The following is a 20,688-nucleotide window of genomic DNA, read 5'->3' as shown; positions in this document are numbered from 1 at the left end:
TCCAGGGCCTCCTGCGCGGGCGAAAGCGGCGGCTCCCAGAGCGAGCCCCGCGCCAGCCCATGAACTCAGGTCTCCCGCATCCACCTGAGGAGCCGCCGGGGAGCCGGGTTTCGAAGTCGGCTCCCAAATGGCCCCCGGAACCACTCAGGGGCCCGACCCGCTATGCGGATCAGGCCCCTGACCTGGTTTTTCAGCTGTCGGGGTGGCGGGATTTGAACCCACGACCTCTTCGTCCCGAACGAAGCGCGCTGCCAAGCTGCGCTACACCCCGATGTCACCAGCGTCGCGGCGACATCGATTACTTTAGCCCACCCGCGCCCGCAGGCGAAATCCGGTTTCCGCGCCCCATCCGGCGCCCTCCCAAGCGCCCCATCCCCCCAGTCCCGCCCCGCCCTCAGTCCCGCGCCGTCAGCGTCAGCAGCGTCGCCTCCGGCGGGCACGCGAACCGCACCGGGGTGTAGCGGTTCGTGCCGCAGCCCGCCGAGACGTGCAGGTACGAGACGTTTCCGCCGGACCGGTGGGTGGACAGTCCCTTCACGCGGGCCGTGTCCAGGTCGCAGTTTGTGACCAGCGCCCCGTAGAAGGGGATGCACAGCTGGCCGCCGTGGGTGTGGCCCGCCAGGATCAGGGGGTAGCCGTCCGCCGTGAAGGCGTCGAGCGTCCGCAGATACGGGGCGTGGACGACGGCCAGTGACAGGTCGGCGCCCGTTTGTGGGCCGCCTGCCACGCGGTCGTAGCGGTCGCGCTTGATGTGGGGGTCGTCGAGGCCGGTGAAGGCGAGTTCGTAGCCGTCCAGCTTCAGGTGGCCGCGGGCGTTGTTCAGGCCCACCCAGCCCGCCGCGTCGAAGGCGTCGCGCAGCCCCTCCCACGGGTTGTGGATCACGCCGACGGCCGGGGCGTTGCCATTCAGGCCGTGCCGGCCCTGGGCCTTCTCGAAGAGATAGCGGGCGGGGTTACGGAGCTGGGGGCCGTAGTAGTCGTTGGAGCCGAAGACGTACACGCCGGGGTATTCGAGCAGCGGGCCGAGCGCGTCCAGGACCTCCGGCACGGCCTCCGGGTCGGACAGGTTGTCGCCGGTGTTGACCACGAAGTCCGGGCGCAGGCCCGCGAGCGACTGGAGCCAGGCGCGCTTCTTGCGCTGGCCGCTCACCATGTGGATGTCGGAGACCTGGAGTACTCGCAGCGGCCGCATCCCCCGCGGCAGCACCGGAACTGTCAGCCGTCGGAGGCGGAAGGAGCGGGCCTCGAAGCCGGCGGCGTAGGCGAGGCCGGCCGCGCCGACTGCCGTGATTCCCAGGGGTACTCCGTAGCGTGCGCGCATGCGCCCATCGTTGCAGACCCCGCAGGCTGGGGGAGGGGCTGGGAGGCCACCGCGGGCGCGCCTTCCCGCAGCGGGAGCGCGAGCAGCAGGCCGAGCGAGATCCAGACGTACGTATTGCTGCCGAGGAAGCCGTCGACACCAGTGGCATCCCAGCTCCACAGCCATACGACGCTGCTGCACAGCACCACATAGATCGCCACGGCCCACCTCAGCAGCCGCCGTCGCCTCGGGTCGTCCTTCCCGTGGCGCAGGCCCGCGTCGATGAGTACGGCTAGGGCCGGGAACAACCAGACCAGGTGGTGCACCCAGGTGACCGGGCTGATGAGACAGGCAGTGAGGCCGGTCAGCGCGAAGCCCGCCATCTCGTCGCCCGCGGCGGCCGCGCGCCGCGCCCGCCACGCCCAGACGCACAGGAGCACGATCACGCCGACCGCCCACACCAGGCGGCTGGGAGCGCCGGGTTCCGTGAGTCGGGCCAGGACGCCCTGCCAGGACTGGTTGGAGACATACGCGAGCGAGCCGACGCGGTCCGTGTTCCACATCGCCTCGGTCCAGTAGACGCGGGACGCGCCGGGCGCCAGCCACAGAGCCAGCAGCGTCGCGGTGATCGCGACGCCCGAGGCCGTGGCGGCGGCACGCCAGCGCCGGGTGAGAAGCAGATAGCAGATGAAGATGGCGGGGGTGAGCTTGATCGCGGCGGCGAGGCCGATGCCGAGGCCCGCGAACCGCTCGCGGCCCGTGGACAGCAGCCTGGCGTCGGCGAGTACGAGCGCCAGCAGCAGCAGATTGACCTGGCCGAAGCTGAAGGTGTCGCGGACCGGCTCCAGCAGGAGGAAGAGACAGCCCGCCACGGCGAAGGCGAACCACCGGCACCAGCCTTGCCTGCGGACGGCGGCGTCGACCGTCCAGTACAGGATCGCGCCCGCCGCCGCGAGATTGAGCAGCGTGCTGATCGCGATGGCACTGTGCCAGTCGACCAGGGTCATCGGAAGCATGCACAGGGCGGCGAACGGTGGATAGGTGAAGCCGTAGTGCGTCCCGGGCACCAGATAGTCGTAGATCCTCCCGCCGTGCTTCCAGCTGTCGACGGCTCCGTAGTAGACGCCGAGGTCGAACCAGCCCCGGTGGAGCGGAACCGTCGCGAGGAAGAGCCCGACGGCCGCCGCGAGACCCATTACCAGGAGGAGCCGCCCGCGCGGGCTCGTCGGCAAGGTCATGCTCCCCTTCATGCGGGGCACCCCCTCATACGGGACTCTCCTTCATGCGGCGCTCCAGATTCACGCGACACTCCAGATTTCACGCGGCGCTCCCCAGCGGTTCGGCCCCGGCGCGGGACGAGGCCCGTTCCGCGATGCGGTGCGTGCACCACAGTGCGAGCACCGCGAGGATTCCGCCGAAGGTCGCCAGCGCCACCTGCGGCCCCTCCGGTGCGAAGCCACTGGGCAGTACGGCCAGGGCCAGTACGGCGCTCGCCGCGGCGATCGCCCGGCGCACCGGTCGGTCGGGCCCGGCTGCGGCAATCAGGAAGAGGCCCCACAGCATGTACCAGGGCCGTATCGCAGGTCCGAGGACGGCCACCGCGGTCAGACTCAGCCCGAGTGCGTACACCGGGCGCGGCAGATGGCGCCGCCAGGCGATCAGTATAGCCAGCGCGGTGGCGGCCAGCCCAGCCAAGTGCCAGGCAGGGGCAGCGAATTGGGCCAGGCCGCTGCCCGCGCTCTCCAGCAGTGCGCTCGTCATCCGGCCGAGTGACGAGGTGATCGACCAGTTCTGCGGCGAGACCGGGGTGTCGAGGGCGCCTATCCATCCGTATCCGGTACCCGTAACGGCCGTTGTTACCGCCGTCGTCGCTGCGCAGACTCCGAGCACGGCCAGCGCGGCCTTCACGCGCGGGGCCTTCAACCGAGGGGTACGGCCCGCGAGCTGCCGGCCCCAGAGCAGGGCGATGACCAGCAGCCCCAGCGCGGCCGGGGCCTTCACCAGGGTGGCGAGAGTGACCAGTACAACGGCCAGGATCGGCCACCGGCCCAGCGCCGCCACCAGCCCCGCGCCCAGCAGTCCGAGCATGATCGCGTCATTGTGCGCCCCGCCGACGAGATGCAGTAGCACCAGCGGGTTGAGTGCCCCGAGCCAGAGCGCGGTGGCCGGGTCAGCCCCGCAGTGCCGGGCCAGCCTGGGCAGACAGAGGACCATCACGGCAACCCCGAGCAGCGCGACCAGCCGCATGCCGAGCACTCCGGTGAACACCTCGGTACGGGAGACGTCGGTTATCGCGGTCGCGCAGGCGAGGAAGAGCGGTCCGTACGGAGCCGGGGTGTGCTGCCACAGCGGCGCCACCTCGGCGTTCAGCGGACCGCCCAGCCGGGAGGGCCCGTTGGCGTACACATCGATCTGCGCGTCGACCATTGCCCCCTGCGCGAGATAGCTGTACACGTCCCGGCTGAACAACGGCGGCGCCAGCAGCAGCGGCGCGGCCCACAGCACGAGCGTGAGCAGCAGGGTGCGGAGGCCCGGCGGCTCGGGACCGCGCACCGCCCGCCCGAGCAGCGCCCAGGCAGCGACCAGCAGTACGAGTCCGAAGTACGCGGCGACCAGACCGAGCGCGGCCCGGCCGGACTCGGGGGCGAGCGCATCCCGTACGGGCAGCGCACCCGCGGTCACGCCGCCCGCGGCGAGCGCTGCCGAGCCCAGCAGCCCCAGGAGTTGGCAGCGGCGGGTGTCGAGGGGGACGGGGACGGCCAGCATCTGGGCAGACTGTCAACGGGCGGTGTCCTAAAGGCGACGCCGGCATCTCCATCAGGCGAGCGCAATGTGTCCGCCCTATTACGAACGTATGGTCAGCCGTACGCGGAGCATGCCCTTCCACGGCTCTCCCGGGGAAATGCGCGCGCAAGGAAATCGCCGCACCTGCCACACTTGGCCCCATGACCACGCTCAAGTCCAAGCTGCAGGAAGACCTCACCGAGGCGATCAGGGCGCGCGACGAACTGCGCTCCTCCACGCTCCGGCTGACCCTCGCCGCGATCACCAAGGAGGAGGTCTCGGGCAAGACGGCCCGCGAGCTCTCCGACGACGAGGTGCAGAAGGTGATCGCCAAGGAGGCGAAGAAGCGTCGCGAGGCCGCGGAGGCCTTCGCCCAGGGTGGCCGCCCCGAGCAGGCCGAGCGAGAGCAGGCGGAGGGCGTGCTGCTCGACGCGTATCTGCCGCAGCAGCTGAGCGACGACGAGCTCGGCGCGATCGTCGCGCAGGCCGTCGAGGAGGCGAAGGCCGCGGGCGCCGAGGGCCCGCGCGCCATGGGCGCCGTCATGAAGATCGTGAACCCGAAGGTGGCGGGGCGCGCCGAGGGCGGCCGGGTGGCCGCCGCGGTGAAGCAGCTCCTCGCGGGCTGACGGAGGTTACGAGATGAGGGGGACCCGGCCACCGGCCGGGTCCCCCTCATCGTGATCCTCCGCGCGCGGCCCGCCCTACGGCCGGTTGCCGCCGCCGCCGTTTCCCTGACCGCGGTTGTTCCCGCCGCCGATCAGGTCCGGCGGGATCGAGATCCCGGGCCACGGTTGCTGCCCGCCGTTGCCCTGACCGCGGTTGTCGCCGGGCTTGGCGCCCGGCTTTCCCTTGTCGTTCTTCTTCGGGGCGTCCGGTATCACGACGCCGTTGAACGCAGGAGCGGGCTGCCCGGCCAGGGCCCCGGTCATCGCGTCCTTCCAGATCGGTCCGGGGACTTGCCCGCCGAACACCTTGGCGTGGTACTGACCGCCGATGGTGATGTTCACCATCTGTACCTGCTGGCTGGGGCTGCCGACCCAGACGGCCCCGGACAGGTTCGGGGTGTAGCCGACGAACCAGGCGTTCCTCCGGGCGTCCGTCGTACCGGTCTTGCCCGCGTTGTCACGGCTCTGGAGACCGGCCTGCTGACCCGTACCGGAGTCGACCACTCCGCGCAGCAGCGTGTTTATGGTGTCGGCCGTCCGCTCGCTCATGGCCTTGCCGCAGGTGGAACTCGGCACCTCGAGGCTCTTGCCGTCGGCCGTGCTGATGGACTCGATGGCGGTCGGGGTGCAGTACGTGCCGCGGTTGGCGAAGGTCGCGTACGCGTTGGCCATGGTCAGCGGCGAGATGCCGGTGGAGCCCAGAGTGAGCGGGGAGGGCTCCTCGGGAAGCTCCTTGCCGTTGCCCTGCACCACACCGAGCTTCTGGGTCATTTCCATGACCGGGCACAGACCGATCTCGCCGATCATCTGCACGAAGTAGGTGTTGACCGACTTCGCCATCGCTTCCTTGAGGGCGTACGGACCGACCTCGGCCTTGTTCTCGTTCTGCAGGCGCTGGTTGCCGATGTTGACCCAAGGCTTCCCGCTGCAGGTCGGGATCGACGACGGGTAGGGCATCTGGAAGGGCGCCGGATACACCTGCGTCGGCGGCTTGCCCTGCTCCAGGGCCGCTGACGCGACGAAGGGCTTGAAGGTCGAGCCGACCGGGAAGCCGTAGTTCGAGCCGCCCATGCCCTGGTTGACCGAATAGTTTATCTGGGTCTCGGTCTTGCCGAAGCCGTACGGCCTGGACTGGCCCATCGCCATGATCTTGCCGGTGCCGGGCTGGACCATCGTTATCGCGGTGGCGACATTGTCCGTCTGGTAGACGTGTTTCTTGATCGATTCCTGCGCCGACTGCTGTGCCTGCGGGTCCAGCGTCGTCTTGATCGTCAGACCGCCCTGGTTCCAGACCTTGGCCCGGGCCTCCTTGGTCTTTCCGAAGATCGGGTCGGAGAGGAACACCTCGCGTACGTAGTCGCAGAAGAAGCCCGCGCCGTTGACCGCCGTGATGCAGCCGTTCTTCGGCTTGCTGACCTTCAGCTCGATCGGGGTCGCCTTCGCCCGGTCGGCTTCCGCCTGCGTGATGTCGCGGACTTCGGCCATGCGCTGCAGCACGATGTTGCGGCGCTTGGTCGCTTCCTGTGTGTCATTGACCGGGTCGTAGCGGCTGGGGGACTGGACGATGCCCGCGAGCATCGCCGCCTCCTCCAGCTTCAGGTCCTTGGCCGACTTGGAGAAGTAGCGCTCGGACGCCGCCTCGATGCCGTACGCCTGCTGCCCGAAGAAGGTGATGTTGAGGTAGTTCTCGAGGATCTTCTTCTTGCCCAGCTCTTCCTCGACCTGGATCGCGAACTTGAGTTCCTGGATCTTGCGGCCGAGCGTCTGCTGGGTGGCCTGGGCGACCTTGTCGGGGTTGTCGCCGGCCTCCTCGACGAAGACGTTCTTCACATACTGCTGGGTGAGGGTGGAGGCGCCCTGGGAGACGCCACCCGTCTGGGCGTTGCGGTTCAGCGCGCGCAGGACGCCCTTGAGGTCGATCGCGCCGTGCTCGTAGAAGCGCGAGTCCTCGATCGCGACGATCGCCTTCTGCATGTACGGGGAGACGTCCTTGAGCGGAACCACGGTGCGGTCGCGGGAGTAGACAGTGGCGATCTGCCCGCCCTTCGAGTCCAGGATCGTGGTGCGCTGGCTCAGCGGGGGCGTCTTGAGGTTGGCGGGGATCTCGTCGAATCCCTTGACCGTTCCCCTGGCCGCGAGTCCCAGCGCACCGGCGGCGGGCAGGGCGATGCCTGCCAGCACCGCTCCGGAGAGCACGCTGACACCGAGGAACTTGGCGGCCTGCTGGGTCCCGGTCAGACCTCCGCCCGAGCGCTTCTTTGGCATGGGCTCAGCCTACGTTCTCATTCGCCGGACACGCGTATAGGCCTTGGCCTAAGCTGCTCTCAACTGTCACAGCTGTGCGGTTTCGCATCAAGGCCTTCAACAACCCCCGCTGTACCCGAATCTGGCGGGCCCCTGTCCGAATCCGCCTCATGCGTCGTTCGACGTCCGTTGTGACTCAACTGAACTGCCCCGCTTTGTCGGGACAGTCGGGTATGCCCTCAGCTCACTCCCCCGGGTGATCTGCCGCGTACGCATAGTCCGTTCGGGCCATTCAAGATTGGGCCCGAAGGGGGTGTTGCGCTGTGCCCACCTTCCGTAACGTCCTCAACTGGCAGCGGTGAATATGCCGCTGTCGCCGTGGGGGAGCCTCGATTCGGGAGAGGACGGCGCCGGTATGGGCTGGGTAACCGACTGGAGTGCGCAGGCAGCCTGCCGCACTACCGATCCGGATGAACTGTTCGTACAAGGGGCAGCGCAGAACAGGGCCAAGGCGGTGTGCACCGGTTGCCCGGTGCGGACCGAGTGCCTTGCCGATGCGCTCGACAATCGCGTCGAGTTCGGCGTATGGGGGGGTATGACCGAGCGGGAGCGGCGTGCATTGCTGCGCAGGCGTCCCACGGTCACCTCCTGGCGCAGACTGCTCGAGACCGCGCGCACGGAGTACGAGCGCAGCGCGGGCATCCTGCCCGTGGGCCTCGACGACGACGAGACATATGAGACGTACGCAGCGGTGGGCTAGCCGCTGCTGTTGTTCTACGCAGCTCCGGCCGGGGTATGACCACCGGTCGCGAGCCGATCACCGATGGCCCGCAGGCCGGCGAGGTCGTGTACGTCGCCGGGCAGCGCGGGCACTTGGGCCACCGCCACTTCTGGGTGGAGCGCGGTGAAGCGGTCGCGCGTTCGCTGTTCACGCGCGAGCACCTGCATTCGTTCGGCGTGCAGGCGCAGCAGACCCGCCGTCAGCTGTTGTGTGGTGTGATCCGAGGCGGTGTGATCCATGGCATCGGTGTGATCCACGGGCGGGGATTCGGGAGAGACGGCCGTGGCGTCACGCACACCAGCCTTCCCGGGCCTCTGATCCACAATGCGGCCTTCGTCAAGATTTTCTGCGGCGGCAAGTGCCCGCTCGGCCGACAGCCGGGCGGCGCCGCTGCCATGGACCCGGTTGAGGACCAGGCCGGCCAGCGGCATCTCCTCCGCCGCCAGCCGCTCCACGAAGTACGCCGCCTCCCGCAGCGCGTCCCGCTCCGGCGCCGCGACCACCAGGAACGCCGTGCCGGGTGCCTGCAGCAGCCGGTAGGTGGCGTCGGCCCGGGTGCGGAAGCCGCCGAACATGGTGTCCATCGCGGCCACGAAGGTCTGTACGTCGCGCAGGAGTTGACCGCCGAGCAGTTTGCCCAGCGTGCCGGTCATCATCGACATGCCGACATTGAGGAACTTCATCCCCGCCCGGCCGCCCATCTTCGCCGGGGCCATCAGCAGCTTGATGAACTTCCCGTCCAGGAACGACCCGAGGCGCTTGGGCGCGTCCAGGAAGTCCAGCGCGGAGCGCGACGGCGGGGTGTCGACGACGATCAGGTCCCACTCGTCGCGGGCGCGCAGCTGGCCCAGCTTCTCCATCGCCATGTACTCCTGCGTGCCTGCGAAACCGGCCGACAGGGACTGGTAGAAGGGGTTCTCCAGTATCGCGCGGGCCCGATCGGCGTCCGCGTGCGCCTCGACGATCTCGTCGAAGGTCCGCTTCATGTCGAGCATCATGGCGTGCAGTTCGCCGTCGCCCTCGATGCCCTTGACCCGGCGCGGGGTGTTGTCGAGGGAGTCGATGCCCATGGACTGGGCGAGCCTGCGGGCCGGGTCGATGGTGAGGACGACGACCTTGCGGCCGCGTTCAGCAGCCCGTACGCCAAGAGCCGCAGCGGTTGTCGTCTTGCCGACGCCGCCCGCGCCGCAGCACACGATGATGCGGGTGGCGGGGTCGTCGATCAGCGGGTCGATCTCGAGAGCGGCGGGCGCCTCCAGGGTCATGAGCCGGTCCCTTGCTTTCGCAGTTCCTTCGCCAGTTGGTAGAGCCCCGCCAGGTCGACTCCCTCGCTCAGCAGGGGGAGTTCGTACGCAGGCAGGTCGAGGCCGGACAGTGCCGCGCGCTGCTCGCGCTCCAGCTCGACACGCTCGGCGTGGTCGGCGGCCTGCTCCAGGAGCGGTGTGACGAGCTTTGCCGAGCCGCTGACGCCCGCCGTCGTGAGCGCCTTGGCGATGTCCGTGCGCCGGTCGCCCGCCGCACTGCGCACCGCATCCTCATCGAGGATGTGCGGGCGCACCATGTTCACGATCACCTTGCCGACGGGGAGGTCGGCGGCGCGCAGCTCGGCGACGCCGTCCGCGGTCTCCTGTACCGGCATCTCCTCGAGCAGCGTCACCATATGGACGGCCGTCTGGGGGGACTTGAGGACACGCATCACGGCCTGGGCCTGATTGTGTATCGGGCCGAACTTGGCCAGGCCCGCCACCTCGTCGTTCACGTTCAGGAAGCGGGTGATCCGGCCGGTGGGCGGGGCGTCCATCACCACGTAGTCGTACGCGAATGTCCCCTGCTTCGTCTTGCGGCGCACGGCTTCGCAGGCCTTGCCGGTCAGCAGCACGTCCCGGACACCGGGCGCGACGGTCGTCGCGAAGTCGATCGCGCCGAGCTTCTTGAGAGCACGGCCGGCGCTGCCCAGCTTGTAGAACATCTGGAGGTAGTCGAGGAGCGCGCGCTCGGCGTCGATGGCCAGCGCGAACACCTCGCCGCCGCCCGACGAGACGGCGATCTTCCGCTCCTCGTACGGAAGCGCTTCGGTCTCGAAGAGCTGCGCGATGCCCTGTCTCCCCTCGACCTCGACGAGGAGAGTCCGCTTTCCCTCGGTTGCGAGGGCGAGCGCGAGGGCGGCGGCCACCGTCGTTTTACCGGTACCACCCTTGCCGCTGACGACCTGGAACCTGCTCACGTATTCGAGCCTAACCAGTCGGGCCGCCGCCTACGCACGAGGCTGTCTGCGGGCTGCGTCACGAGGCTGCCCTTCGGTGCGGCTACAGTCGGCTCCATGACCAAGTGGGAATACGCGACCGTGCCCCTTCTCGTGCACGCGACCAAGCAGATTCTGGACACCTGGGGCGAGGACGGCTGGGAGCTCGTCCAGGTCGTTCCCGGGCCGAACAACCCCGAGCAGCTCGTGGCGTACTTGAAGCGGGAGAAGCAGGCATGAGCGGTGCCGTCGACGCGAAGCTCGCCGAGCTCGGGCTGACGCTGCCGGAGGTTGTGCCGCCGCTGGCCGCGTACCAGCCGGCTGTGGTCTCGGGTGCGTACGTCTACACCTCGGGCCAGCTCCCGATGGTGGAGGGCAAGCTTCCGGTCATCGGCAAGGTCGGCGGCGAGGTCACCCCGGAGGAGGCCAAGGAGCTCGCCCGCACCTGTGCGCTGAACGCGCTGGCCGCCGTGAAGTCGGTCGTCGGAGATCTCGACCGGATCGCGCGGGTCGTGAAGGTCGTCGGCTTCGTCGCGTCGGCCGCGGACTTCACCGGCCAGCCCGGCGTGATCAACGGCGCGAGCGAGCTGTTGGGCGCGGTGTTCGGCGACAAGGGTGTGCACGCGCGCAGCGCGGTGGGCGTCGCGGTGCTGCCGCTGGACGCTCCGGTCGAGGTCGAGATCCAGGTGGAGCTCGTCCAGGACTGAACGCAGGACTGCACTCGGGACTGCACCCCAGGACTGAACCCGGACTGACCCAGGACTGAACCGCCGGTCAGCCTGCAAATGGCCCCGTGCCTGCCGATTCTCCGGCGGGGGCGGGGCTTTGTTCGTCTGTGGCGATCCCCCTGCGTCTCTCTTGACGTGGACGCGTCGATGGGTGTGATCTGTCTATGGTTAGGAACGTTTCCTAACCATCTGCTCGCCGTACGTCCCCATCTCCCTTCCCCCAACGAAAGTGGGAGGGAACCGTGGCACCAATCCCCCGTCGGTCGCGCAGAGCGATCGGCGTTCTCGTGGCTGCGGCCACCGCAGCGTTGACCGTGGTCTTACCGACCCTGGGCAACGCCCAGCCCGCCCCCGCAAAGGCAGGGAACCTCAGCGCGGAGACCTCGTACGACTGGACCGTCTTCGCCCGTGACGCGGCAGCCAATGTCTCAGCCGCGAGCAACGCGGTCACCATCGCCACGCTGCCCGCTCCGCCGGACAGCGAGCCGCCGAGCGTACCGGGCAACCTGCGCTCCACGGGCAGGACCGCGACCAGTGTCGACCTCGCCTGGAACGCCTCCACGGACAATGTGAGGGTCACCGGTTACGAGATCCACCGCGACGGCGCAGCCGCCGGAACCGCAGACTCCACCTCGACGACCATCGCGGGCCTGAAGGCCAACACCGCGTACAAGTTCAAGGTCAGGGCCTTCGACCTGAAGGGCAACAGGTCCGACTTCAGCCCGGAGATCACCGTCACCGCCGGCGGAAACCAGCCGGGCGGTGTCCCGGACCCCGGCAATGTCTCGACCCTCGCCGGCGGCGTGGACGTCGGCTGAGGACTGGGGTTCCTGCCCGACGGCACCGGCGTCTACGCCGAGCGGAACACCTTCAACGTCTACAAGCTCAGCAAGGCGGGTCACAAGACCCTCCTCGGCAAAGTGCCCAACTCCCAGACCACGGGCGGCGAGGGCGGCCTGATGGGCATCGAGATCAGCCCGAACTTCAACACCGACCACTATCTGTACTTCCTGCACACCTCCTCGGACGGCAACCGCCTCGCGCGGATGAAGCTGGAGAACAACGCCCTGAGCGGCTACACGGTCCTGCTCGACGGCATGGAGAAGAGCCGCTTCCACAACGGCGGACGGCTGCGCTTCGGCCCCGACGGCAAGCTGTACGCATCTATGGGTGACGCTCAGAGCAGCAGCCGGGCGCAGGACAAGAACTCGCTCAACGGCAAGATCCTCCGCATCAACCAGGACGGCTCCATCCCCTCGGACAACCCGTTCGGCAACGCTGTCTGGTCGCTCGGTCACCGCAACCCGCAGGGGCTCGACTTCGACTCCAAGGGCCTGCTGTGGCAGGCGGAGTTCGGCAACAGCAACGTGGACGAGGTCAACCTCATCCAGAAGGGCGGCAACTACGGCTGGCCCAACTGCGAGGGCACTGCCGGTGACTGCTCCGGCTACATCGCGCCGAAGAAGACCTGGTCGACCGCCTCGGCTTCACCCAGCGGCCTGACAATCATCAACGACCATGTCTTCGTCGCGACGACGCGGGGCGAGCGCGTTTACCGGCTGCGCATCGACTCCAGCAGCAACCTGGTCGAGCAGAGGACGTACTTCCAGGGGACGTACGACCGGCTGCGCACGGTCGAGGTCGACCACGACGGCGACATCTGGCTCACCACGTCGACCGACAAGGACGGTACGAACGGCAATGACCGGATCCTCTTGATCGACATCGTCTACTCGGGCGGCAACAAGCTGCACTGGGCGATCTGGGACATCCCGGCGGCGAACCTCTCCCTGCCGGAGGGGCTCGGGTCGGGCTTCAATGTCCCGGGCCAGGACGGCGCGAAACAGAAGGCGATGGGCAGCGGGGCCAACTCGCAGAAGTTCTTCGGACCCTGCCCGGGCGGCGCCACACACCCGTACACCTTCACGCTGTACGCGGCGGACCCGGCGACTGTGCCGGGGCTCACCTCGGGCTCGTCCATGGCCCAGATCGAAACGGCGATCAAGAACGCGAGCACCGCGAATGTGAAGCTGCACGGCAACTCCAACGCCGGTACGTGACCGATGGTTCGAGGGGCGGTGTTGCCGCCCCTCGAACATCCCGACGGATGCGCATAGCATCCGTCCATGTCCAATGGTCAGTGGTACCCACCGGAGTGGCCGGACCGGATTCGTGCGCTCGCGAGCGGTGAGCTCACCGCCGTGCCGCCCAAGCGGGCCGCGACCGTGATGCTGCTGCGCGACACGCCGGACGGCCCTGCCGTCCACATGCTGCGCCGAGCCGCCTCCATGGCTTTCGCCGGAGGCGCGTACGCATATCCGGGCGGCGGCGTGGACCCGCGCGACGACGACCATCTGGTGCGGTGGGCGGGCCCCTCGCTGGACGACTGGGCGGCCCGGCTGGGCACCGGTCCGGCCGAGGCCCAGGCCATTGTGTGCGCGGCGGTCAGGGAGACGTACGAGGAAGCGGGCGTCCTGCTCGCGGGCCTCACGCCCGACACGGTCGTCGGCGACACGACGGGCGACGACTGGGAGGCCGACCGCAAGGCGCTCGTCGACCGGGACATCTCCTTCGCGGACTTCCTCGACCGGCGGGGCCTGGTGCTGCGCTCGGACCTGCTGGGCGCGTGGGCGCGCTGGATCACCCCGGAGTTCGAGCCGCGCCGCTACGACACGTGGTTCTTCGTGGCCGCGCTGCCGGAGGGACAGCGGACGCGGAACGCGTCGACGGAGGCAGACCGCACGGTCTGGATCCGCCCGGCGGACGCGGCGGCCGGCTACGACAAGGGCAATCTGCTGATGATGCCGCCGACGGTCTCGACGCTGCGTGGGCTGCAGCTGTACGAGACGGCGGCCCAGGCGCTGGCGGCGGCGGGGGAGCAGGACCTCACCGCCGTACTGGCGAAGGCGCGGCTGGAGGGCGGGGAGCTGGTGTTGAGCTGGCCGGGCCACGACGAATTCACGAAGCACGTGCCGACGGGCGGCATCGCGGCGGATGGCGAGCGATGAGGCAGGCCGTCGCGTCCCGCCGCCACACCGGAGGTGTGCGATGACCGACGCCGCAGCCCTGCCCGGGCAGCCCCGTGGTGGAGTGCTCTCGGGGCCCGCCACCGCACGCGCGGTCAATGTCCTCGCGCCCAACGCCTCCGCGATGACTCTCGACGGCACCAACACCTGGATCGTCTCCGAGCCGGACTCGGAGCTCGCCGTCGTCATCGACCCCGGGCCCCTCGACGACATACACCTTCAGGCCGTCATCGCCGCCGCCGAGAAGGCGGGCAAGCGGGTCGCCCTGACCCTCCTCACTCACGGCCACGCGGACCACGCCGAGGGCGCCTCGCGCTTCGCCGAGCTGACGCGTACGCAGGTCCGCGCTCTCGATCCGGCGCTGCGGCTCGGCGACGAGGGGCTCGCGGCGGGCGATGTGATCCGTGTCGGCGGGCTGGAGATGCGCGTGATCCCCGCCGCCGGCCACACCGCCGACTCGCTCTGCTTCCATCTCCCTGCCGACCGGGCTGTGCTGACCGGCGACACGATCCTGGGGCGGGGTACGACGATGGTCGCGCACCCGGACGGGCGGCTCGGCGACTACCTAGACTCGCTGCGCAGGCTGCGCTCGCTGACGGTCGACGACGGGGTGCGCACGGTGCTGCCGGGCCACGGGCCCGTACTCGACGACGCGCAGGGCGCGGTCGAGTTCTATCTGGCGCACCGGGCGAACCGGCTCGCCCAGGTGGAGACGGCGGTCGAGGCCGGCCATGTCACCCCGGCGGACGTGGTCGCGCACGTGTACTCGGACGTGGACAGGTCGCTGTGGCCGGCGGCCGAGCTGTCGGTGCGGGCGCAGCTGGAGTATCTGCGCGAGCACGGCCTGATCTGAAACCGCACGCCGGGCCCCCAGCCGCCGCAGGATCGAGGCGGAGGGCCAACAAGATCCTGAACGAGTCGCTCACCGACGAGGTGCTCACCAACCAGTGCATGGACGCCTTCAAGGGGGCCGCGGCGAAGTACCCGGTGTACGCGGTGCCATGCGGCGGCGGCAGCGGAAACCCACTGATCGTCGACGGCTCGAAGAGCTGACGTACTTGCCCGTACGCACGCGAAAGGCCACCCCGGTCGACCGGGGTGGCCCTTTCTGCTGCGTACGCCAGATGCTCAGCAGGCATCAGCGCGAGTCATCGCGCATCAGCGGGCATCATCGCGGGTCAGCGTGAACGCTTGGCGAGTCGCTCCACGTCCAGCAGGATCACGGCCCGCGCCTCCAGTCGCAGCCAGCCGCGCTGCGCGAAGTCGGCCAGCGCCTTGTTCACCGTCTCGCGGGAGGCGCCGACCAGCTGGGCCAGCTCCTCCTGAGTGAGGTCGTGGACGACGTGAATGCCCTCCTCCGACTGCACGCCGAAGCGGCGCGACAGGTCGAGGAGCGCGCGGGCCACGCGGCCCGGCACGTCGGAGAAGACCAGGTCGGACATCTGGTCGTTGGTCTTGCGCAGCCGGCGGGCGACCGCGCGCAGTAGCGCGGTGGCCACCTCGGGGCGTGCGTTCAGCCAGGGCTGGAGGTCGCCGTGGCCCAGGCCGAGGAGCTTGACCTCGGTCAGCGCGCTGGCGGTGGCGGTGCGCGGCCCCGGATCGAAGAGGGACAGCTCACCGATCAGCTCGCCCGGGCCGAGGACGGCGAGCATGTTCTCGCGGCCGTCGGGGGACGTGCGGTGGAGCTTGACCTTGCCATCGGTGACCACGTACAGACGGTCGCCGGGGTCGCCCTCGTGGAAGAGAGCTTCGCCGCGGGCGAGCGTCACTTCACTCATCGAGGCGCGGAGCTCCGCGGCCTGCTCGTCATCGAGCGCCGCGAAGAGCGGGGCGCGCCGCAGAACGTCGTCCACGAGTTCTCTCCTTGTCGACCTGCTCAGGGGACCGTGGCCCCCATGATGCCGGACCGCGCTGTTCTGGTCCGGAGGACAACCCTCGGACCCCCGGCAGTAAAAATTCGTGCGATCAGTCACAACAAGTTTGACGCACGGGAGCGCCTGTTCGTACGGCAGGGGCCCGATTGGGCCCCGATTACCAGGGACCGGGGCGGATGTCAGTGGTGGCCCGTAGGCTGACCGGGTGTCCAATTTGCCGGTGAGAGCGCAGGCCAAGGGGGCTTGGAGAGTGTCCGGAAAACAGAATTCCGCTGTGGGCGAACAGTCCTCGCCTAGCCCCAAGAAAGCCACAAAACACCCCAAACCGGAAACTCGGCTGGCGATGGTCCGCCGAGCCCGCCGGATCAACAGAGAGCTGGCCGAGGTCTACCCGTACGCCCATCCGGAGCTCGACTTCCGAAATCCCTTCGAGCTGCTGGTCGCCACGGTCCTGTCCGCCCAGACGACCGACCTGAGGGTGAACCAGACCACACCCGCGCTCTTCGCGAAGTACCCCACGCCCGAGGACCTCGCCGCCGCGAATCCGGAAGAGGTCGAGGAGCTCATCCGCCCGACCGGCTTCTTTCGCGCCAAGACCAAGGCGATCATGGGACTCGCGACCGCCATCCGGGACGACTTCGGCGGCAAGGTCCCCGGTCGCCTCGACGACCTGGTGAAGCTGCCCGGAGTGGGCCGCAAGACGGCGTTCGTGGTCCTCGGCAATGCGTTCGGAGTGCCCGGCCTCACCGTCGACACCCACTTCCAGCGCCTCGTGCGCCGCTGGAAGCTGACCGAGCAGGAGGACCCGGTCAAGGTCGAGGCCGAGATCGCCGCGATCTTCCCCAAGAGCGAGTGGACGATGCTCTCGCACCGGGTGATCTTCCACGGCCGCCGGATCTGCCACTCCCGCAAACCTGCCTGCGGCGCCTGCCCGATCGCGCACCTCTGCCCTTCGTACGGAGAGGGTGAGACGGACCCTGTGAAGGCCAAGAAGCTGCTCAAGTACGAGATGGGCGGCCAGCCGGGCCAGCGCCTGAACCCGCCCCCGGATTACCCGGGCAAGCCGGCTCCGGCTCTGGGAGCGACCGGGTGACATCACACGTCGTACGACTCACGGAACGATCCAAGCGCCCCAAGGCGTTGTGAATGAGGGGGTGCCCTGATGCGCGCTGAAGGAGAAACGTACGACCGCGATGTGGCCGTCACGACCGACGGCCTGCCCGCATGGCTCGACCCCGTCGTGCGCGCCGCGGACACCGTCAAGCCCCAGCAGCTCAGCCGCTTCCTGCCGCCCGAGAGCGGCCGCGGCCGGCAGTCCGCCGTCCTGATCCTGCTCGGCGAGGGCGCCGAGGGCCCCGAGCTGCTGCTCATGGAGCGCGCCGGCAGCCTCCGCTCGCACGCCGGGCAGCCCTCCTTCCCCGGCGGCGCGCTCGACCCCGAGGACGGCGACCCGGCCACCACAGGGCCGCTGCGCGCCGCGCTGCGCGAGGCCCAGGAGGAGACCGGCCTCGACCCGGCGGGCGTCCAGATCTTCGGCGTGCTGCCCAAGCTTTATATTCCGGTGAGCAGTTTCGTCGTCACGCCCGTACTGGGATGGTGGCGCACCCCGAGCCCGGTCGGAGCGGTCGATCCCGCGGAGACCGCGCGGGTCTTCACCGTGCCCGTGGTGGATCTCACGGACCCGGCCAACCGTGCGACGGCCATGCACCCAAGCGGCCATACAGGACCGGCGTTTATGGTCGGGGGGGCTCTGGTCTGGGGTTTCACCGCCGGTGTGATCGACCGAATTCTGCATTTCGCCGGATGGGAACGACCATGGGACCGCGCCAAGCAGGTCCCGCTGGACTGGCGCTCATGACAGGCTGACCCCGTGCCGCGCCCTCGGGGGCGCGGCATTGAAGATGGCTCGGCAGCGGGCGGCCAGGAACCCCAGCCGGTCGGAGCACCCGGCGACGAATCTGCGAGGCTACTGACGGTGAACGTGCTGGACATCCTGTTGCTGGTCGCCGCCGTGTGGTTTGCGATCGTCGGCTATCGCCAGGGCTTCGTCGTCGGCATCCTGTCGGTGATCGGTTTCCTCGGCGGCGGACTTGTGGCGATCTATCTGCTGCCCGTCATCTGGGGTCAACTGACGAACGACTCCGAGGTGTCCACCACGGCCGCGGTCGTCGCCGTCGTACTCGTGATCGTCTGTGCCTCGGTCGGCCAGGCCTTCACCACCCACCTCGGCAACAGACTGCGCCGGCACATCACCTGGTCGCCCGCCCGCGCCCTGGACGCCACCGGTGGCGCGCTGGTCAACGTGGTCGCGATGCTGCTGGTCGCCTGGCTGATCGGCTCCGCGCTCGCCGGGACCTCGCTGCCCACACTCGGCAAGGAGGTCCGTAACTCCAAGGTGCTGCTCGGCGTCTCCCGGGTGATGCCCAGTCAGGCGAGCACCTGGTTCGCGGACTTCTCCTCCGTCCTTGCCCAGAACGGCTTCCCGCAGGTCTTCAGCCCGTTCGCCAACGAGCCCATCACCGAGGTCCAGGCCCCGGACCCGGCGCTCGCGGGCAGCCCGGTGGCCGCCCGCGCCAAGCAGTCCATCGTCAAGGTCGTCGGCACCGCGCAGAGCTGCGGCAAGGTCCTCGAAGGCACCGGCTTCGTCTTCTCCGACCGCCGGGTCATGACCAACGCGCATGTCGTCGGAGGCGTGGACGAGCCGACCGTGCAGCTGGGCGGCGAGGGCAGGCTGTACGACGCGAAGGTCGTGCTCTACGACTGGCAGCGCGACATCGCCGTACTGGACGTACCCGACCTCAGGGCGCGGCCGCTCCAGTTCTCCGACTCCGACGCGCGCAGCGGCAACAGCGCGATCGTCGCGGGCTTCCCGGAGAACGGCTCGTACGACGTGCGCTCGGCCCGCGTCCGCGGCCGGATCAACGCCAACGGCCCCGACATCTACCGCCGCGGCACCGTGCAGCGCGACATCTACTCACTCTTCGCCACGGTCCGTCAGGGCAACTCCGGCGGTCCGCTGCTCACGCCCGACGGCAGGGTGTACGGCGTCATCTTCGCCAGGTCACTGGACGACCCGGAGACCGGCTACGCCCTGACGGTCGACGAGATCCGCGACGACATCGCAGTCGGCCTGAACGCCAACCAGCAGGTCGACACCCAGGGATGCGCGCTGTAGCGGGAGCGGGCAGGCGTCAGCTTCGGGCATGCCGCAGTCGCGCCGAGAACCAGCGGGCCCGGCGCCTCAGGATGCGGGGAATGCCGATCCCTTGCCCCGGATGCTCATGGCCCTCGCTTTGAGGGCCACCCCTCTTGTGGGTGATCGGCCCACTGGCCGAGCGGCGGTTGCGTGCTGCGTCACCGTAGTCGTGCGTCCAGCCCATACCCCGACGTTTCCCGTGCCTCATGGTCGGTAATCGCGTCAGGAGCGGCCAATTGGCCTATGCGCTGGGCATTTGGCCGCCAGTCGTACAAGCGTTCTCGGGGGCGTGGGGCGGCGGGGCCGTAGCAGGGACTACCGGTCGGGCTCGGGGTCCTTCAGCCAGCTGATGAGCTCGGTGGAGAACGCCACAGGGTCCTCCTCATGAGGGAAGTGACCAAGGCCGTCGAACAGCCGCCAGCGGTAGGGCGCTTCCACATACTGGCCCGACCCCGCCGCGCTGCGCGTCCGCATCGCCAGGTCCAGCGAGCCGTGCAGATGCAGCGTCGGAACCCGCACCGGCCGCTTCATCCGGCGGTTGAACTGGATCCCGTCCGGCCGGGCCATCGACCGCACCATCCACCGGTACGGCTCGATCGAGCAGTGCGCCGTTGACGGGATGCACATCGCCCGCCGGTAGACGTCGACCGCGTCCTCGTCCGGCAGCTGCGGCCCGGACCAGTCCTGGATCAGCCTGCCCACCAAGGCCGCGTCGTCCGCCACCAGCTGACGCTCTGGCAGCCACGGCCGCTGGAAACCCCAGATGTACGACCCGGCACGGCTCTGCGAGAAGTCGGAGAGCATCGCCGAACGCCACCGGCGCGGATGCGGCATCGAGGAGACCGCGAGCCGGCGCACCAGCTTGGGCCGCATCACCGCCGCGGTCCACGCCAGATAGCCGCCCAGGTCGTGCCCGACCAGCGCCGCGTCCGGTTCGCCGAGCGAGCGCACCACACCGGTGATGTCGAGCGCGAGGTTCGCGGGGTCGTAACCCCGCGGCGTACGGTCGCTGCCGCCCACGCCCCGCAGATCCATCGCCACTGCCCGGAACCCGGCGTCGGCGAGCGCGGTCAGCTGATGCCGCCACGTCCACCAGAACTGCGGAAAGCCATGGAGCAGCAACACAAGCGGCCCATCGCCCATCTCGGCGATATGGAAGCGCGCACCATTGGCCGCCACGTCGCGATGTGTCCAGGGACCATCGATGCGTACGGGGCTTCCAGTACCGGTATCAGGGGCCGTCATGCAGACGAGCGTGCCACAACTGAGCACCCCACGGACGCCAAGCCCGCCCCCTACAGGGCGACGGGCGGGCCCCGCGGCCCGCTGCGCCGGTGCTCACCGGCTCCGCGACCGCGGCTCTCAGACCGGGACCTTGTCCTGCGCCGGCCGGGTGTGCGGCTTGACGCCCTGCAGTACGGCCGCCGTCTGTTTGGCCGAAGCGATGGACCTCTCCGGCGGCTTGACCTTCTTGAACTTGGCGACGGCGAGCAGCGCCAGCAGCCCCGCAAGCAGCAGCAAGGCCGCGCCCACGATCAGGAACGACCAGGCCAGACCGAGCCCCAGATTGTGAATTCCGTACGCCGCCGCGAAGCTCAGCACCGGCAGCGAGAAGAGCGCGAACACTCCCGCGATGCTGATGGCCGCTCCGCCGATCGCGCCTCGCTTGACGTCCTGCCGCAGCTCCGCCTTGGCCAGGGCGATCTCGTCGTGCACGAGTGCGGACATCTCGGCGGTCGCCGAGGCGACCAACTGGCCGAGACTGCGCTCGGCGCCGACAGCGTTCGCCGCGCTGTTGCCGGGGTCGCTCATCGCTGACTCCCTCTCCTCATCAACGGATCCGTCGTC

Annotated in this window: 21 protein-coding genes and 1 tRNA gene; 11 read left to right on the top strand and 11 right to left on the bottom strand. The window is 69.2% G+C overall.

Going from position 1 to position 20,688, the window contains the following annotated elements; genetic code table 11:
- Window positions 1–197: 197 nt before the first annotated feature.
- The 4 genes from ACWDO5_RS19310 to mptB form a co-directional block, all read right to left on the bottom strand.
- Window positions 198–271: transfer RNA gene (locus ACWDO5_RS19310), tRNA-Pro, on the bottom strand.
- Window positions 272–394: 123 nt separating this feature from the next.
- The gene (locus tag ACWDO5_RS19305) at window positions 395–1,321 is read right to left on the bottom strand and encodes a metallophosphoesterase (RefSeq protein ID WP_450531533.1); all 927 of its coding nucleotides are present in this window, start codon (window positions 1,319–1,321) and stop codon (window positions 395–397) included.
- Window positions 1,216–2,538 carry a glycosyltransferase 87 family protein gene (locus ACWDO5_RS19300; RefSeq protein ID WP_450531532.1) on the bottom strand — a complete coding sequence of 441 codons (1,323 nt, stop codon included), beginning with the start codon at window positions 2,536–2,538 and terminating at the stop codon, window positions 1,216–1,218. The genes ACWDO5_RS19305 and ACWDO5_RS19300 overlap by 106 nt, the downstream gene beginning before the upstream one ends.
- 79 nt (window positions 2,539–2,617) lie before the next feature.
- Complete coding sequence (mptB, locus tag ACWDO5_RS19295; protein ID WP_450531531.1) at window positions 2,618–4,066, bottom strand: polyprenol phosphomannose-dependent alpha 1,6 mannosyltransferase MptB; 1,449 nt, start codon at window positions 4,064–4,066, stop codon at window positions 2,618–2,620.
- Window positions 4,067–4,245: 179 nt separating this feature from the next.
- Between mptB and ACWDO5_RS19290 the strand changes: the two genes are divergently transcribed.
- Entirely contained in the window at window positions 4,246–4,710 is a 465-nt protein-coding gene (locus ACWDO5_RS19290) for a GatB/YqeY domain-containing protein (protein ID WP_450531530.1), read from the top strand.
- 75 nt (window positions 4,711–4,785) lie between these two features.
- On the opposite strand, the gene ACWDO5_RS19285 is transcribed toward ACWDO5_RS19290, so the two are convergent.
- Window positions 4,786–7,014, bottom strand: coding sequence for a transglycosylase domain-containing protein (locus tag ACWDO5_RS19285; RefSeq protein WP_450531529.1), 2,229 nt, complete (start codon window positions 7,012–7,014; stop codon window positions 4,786–4,788).
- Between the two features lie 394 nt (window positions 7,015–7,408).
- On the opposite strand from ACWDO5_RS19285, the gene ACWDO5_RS19280 reads away from it, so the two are divergent.
- Window positions 7,409–7,753 (top strand): WhiB family transcriptional regulator, encoded by a 345-nt coding sequence (locus ACWDO5_RS19280; protein ID WP_177149633.1) that lies wholly within the window; start codon window positions 7,409–7,411, stop codon window positions 7,751–7,753.
- Between the two features lie 14 nt (window positions 7,754–7,767).
- On the opposite strand, the gene ACWDO5_RS19275 is transcribed toward ACWDO5_RS19280, so the two are convergent.
- Both ACWDO5_RS19275 and ACWDO5_RS19270 read right to left on the bottom strand, forming a co-directional pair.
- Window positions 7,768–9,039, bottom strand: a complete 1,272-nt coding sequence (locus ACWDO5_RS19275) for an ArsA family ATPase (RefSeq protein WP_450531528.1) — start codon at window positions 9,037–9,039, stop codon at window positions 7,768–7,770.
- Complete coding sequence (locus tag ACWDO5_RS19270; protein ID WP_450531527.1) at window positions 9,036–9,998, bottom strand: ArsA family ATPase; 963 nt, start codon at window positions 9,996–9,998, stop codon at window positions 9,036–9,038. The genes ACWDO5_RS19275 and ACWDO5_RS19270 overlap by 4 nt, the downstream gene beginning before the upstream one ends.
- Before the next feature lie 96 nt (window positions 9,999–10,094).
- On the opposite strand from ACWDO5_RS19270, the gene ACWDO5_RS19265 reads away from it, so the two are divergent.
- From ACWDO5_RS19265 to ACWDO5_RS19240, 6 genes are all read left to right on the top strand, one after another.
- Window positions 10,095–10,256: a DUF4177 domain-containing protein gene (locus ACWDO5_RS19265; protein ID WP_003975360.1), complete on the top strand. Its 162-nt coding sequence runs from the start codon at window positions 10,095–10,097 to the stop codon at window positions 10,254–10,256.
- Window positions 10,253–10,723 carry a RidA family protein gene (locus tag ACWDO5_RS19260; protein WP_450531526.1) on the top strand — a complete coding sequence of 157 codons (471 nt, stop codon included), beginning with the start codon at window positions 10,253–10,255 and terminating at the stop codon, window positions 10,721–10,723. Before ACWDO5_RS19265 ends, ACWDO5_RS19260 begins: the two co-directional genes overlap by 4 nt.
- A 335-nt stretch (window positions 10,724–11,058) precedes the next feature.
- Window positions 11,059–11,562: a fibronectin type III domain-containing protein gene (locus tag ACWDO5_RS19255; protein WP_450531525.1), complete on the top strand. Its 504-nt coding sequence runs from the start codon at window positions 11,059–11,061 to the stop codon at window positions 11,560–11,562.
- A gap of 3 nt (window positions 11,563–11,565) precedes the next feature.
- Entirely contained in the window at window positions 11,566–12,804 is a 1,239-nt protein-coding gene (locus ACWDO5_RS19250) for a PQQ-dependent sugar dehydrogenase (protein ID WP_450531542.1), read from the top strand.
- A gap of 66 nt (window positions 12,805–12,870) precedes the next feature.
- Window positions 12,871–13,752, top strand: a complete 882-nt coding sequence (locus ACWDO5_RS19245) for an NUDIX hydrolase (protein ID WP_450531524.1) — start codon at window positions 12,871–12,873, stop codon at window positions 13,750–13,752.
- 40 nt (window positions 13,753–13,792) lie between these two features.
- Complete coding sequence (locus ACWDO5_RS19240) at window positions 13,793–14,623, top strand: MBL fold metallo-hydrolase (protein WP_450531523.1); 831 nt, start codon at window positions 13,793–13,795, stop codon at window positions 14,621–14,623.
- Window positions 14,624–14,948: 325 nt separating this feature from the next.
- On the opposite strand, the gene ACWDO5_RS19235 is transcribed toward ACWDO5_RS19240, so the two are convergent.
- Window positions 14,949–15,623 carry a Crp/Fnr family transcriptional regulator gene (locus ACWDO5_RS19235; protein WP_450531522.1) on the bottom strand — a complete coding sequence of 225 codons (675 nt, stop codon included), beginning with the start codon at window positions 15,621–15,623 and terminating at the stop codon, window positions 14,949–14,951.
- Between the two features lie 271 nt (window positions 15,624–15,894).
- On the opposite strand from ACWDO5_RS19235, the gene nth reads away from it, so the two are divergent.
- The 3 genes from nth to ACWDO5_RS19220 all read left to right on the top strand — a co-directional run bounded on the left by nth (window position 15,895) and on the right by ACWDO5_RS19220 (window position 18,819).
- Complete coding sequence (gene nth, locus ACWDO5_RS19230; RefSeq protein ID WP_450531521.1) at window positions 15,895–16,737, top strand: endonuclease III; 843 nt, start codon at window positions 15,895–15,897, stop codon at window positions 16,735–16,737.
- Between the two features lie 69 nt (window positions 16,738–16,806).
- Window positions 16,807–17,502: an NUDIX hydrolase gene (locus ACWDO5_RS19225; protein WP_450531520.1), complete on the top strand. Its 696-nt coding sequence runs from the start codon at window positions 16,807–16,809 to the stop codon at window positions 17,500–17,502.
- A 117-nt stretch (window positions 17,503–17,619) separates the two neighbouring features.
- Window positions 17,620–18,819 (top strand): MarP family serine protease, encoded by a 1,200-nt coding sequence (locus ACWDO5_RS19220; protein ID WP_450531519.1) that lies wholly within the window; start codon window positions 17,620–17,622, stop codon window positions 18,817–18,819.
- A 16-nt stretch (window positions 18,820–18,835) separates the two neighbouring features.
- On the opposite strand, the gene ACWDO5_RS19215 is transcribed toward ACWDO5_RS19220, so the two are convergent.
- From ACWDO5_RS19215 to ACWDO5_RS19205, 3 genes are all read right to left on the bottom strand, one after another.
- Window positions 18,836–19,024: a hypothetical protein gene (locus ACWDO5_RS19215; protein WP_450531518.1), complete on the bottom strand. Its 189-nt coding sequence runs from the start codon at window positions 19,022–19,024 to the stop codon at window positions 18,836–18,838.
- Between the two features lie 131 nt (window positions 19,025–19,155).
- The gene (locus ACWDO5_RS19210) at window positions 19,156–20,085 is read right to left on the bottom strand and encodes an alpha/beta fold hydrolase (RefSeq protein ID WP_450531517.1); all 930 of its coding nucleotides are present in this window, start codon (window positions 20,083–20,085) and stop codon (window positions 19,156–19,158) included.
- Window positions 20,086–20,202: 117 nt separating this feature from the next.
- Window positions 20,203–20,652: a phage holin family protein gene (locus ACWDO5_RS19205; protein ID WP_450531516.1), complete on the bottom strand. Its 450-nt coding sequence runs from the start codon at window positions 20,650–20,652 to the stop codon at window positions 20,203–20,205.
- Between the last annotated feature and the right edge of the window lie 36 nt (window positions 20,653–20,688).

The organism is Streptomyces sp. NPDC000880 (assembly GCF_053599675.1).
This window is presented reverse-complemented; position numbering and strand designations above follow the sequence as displayed.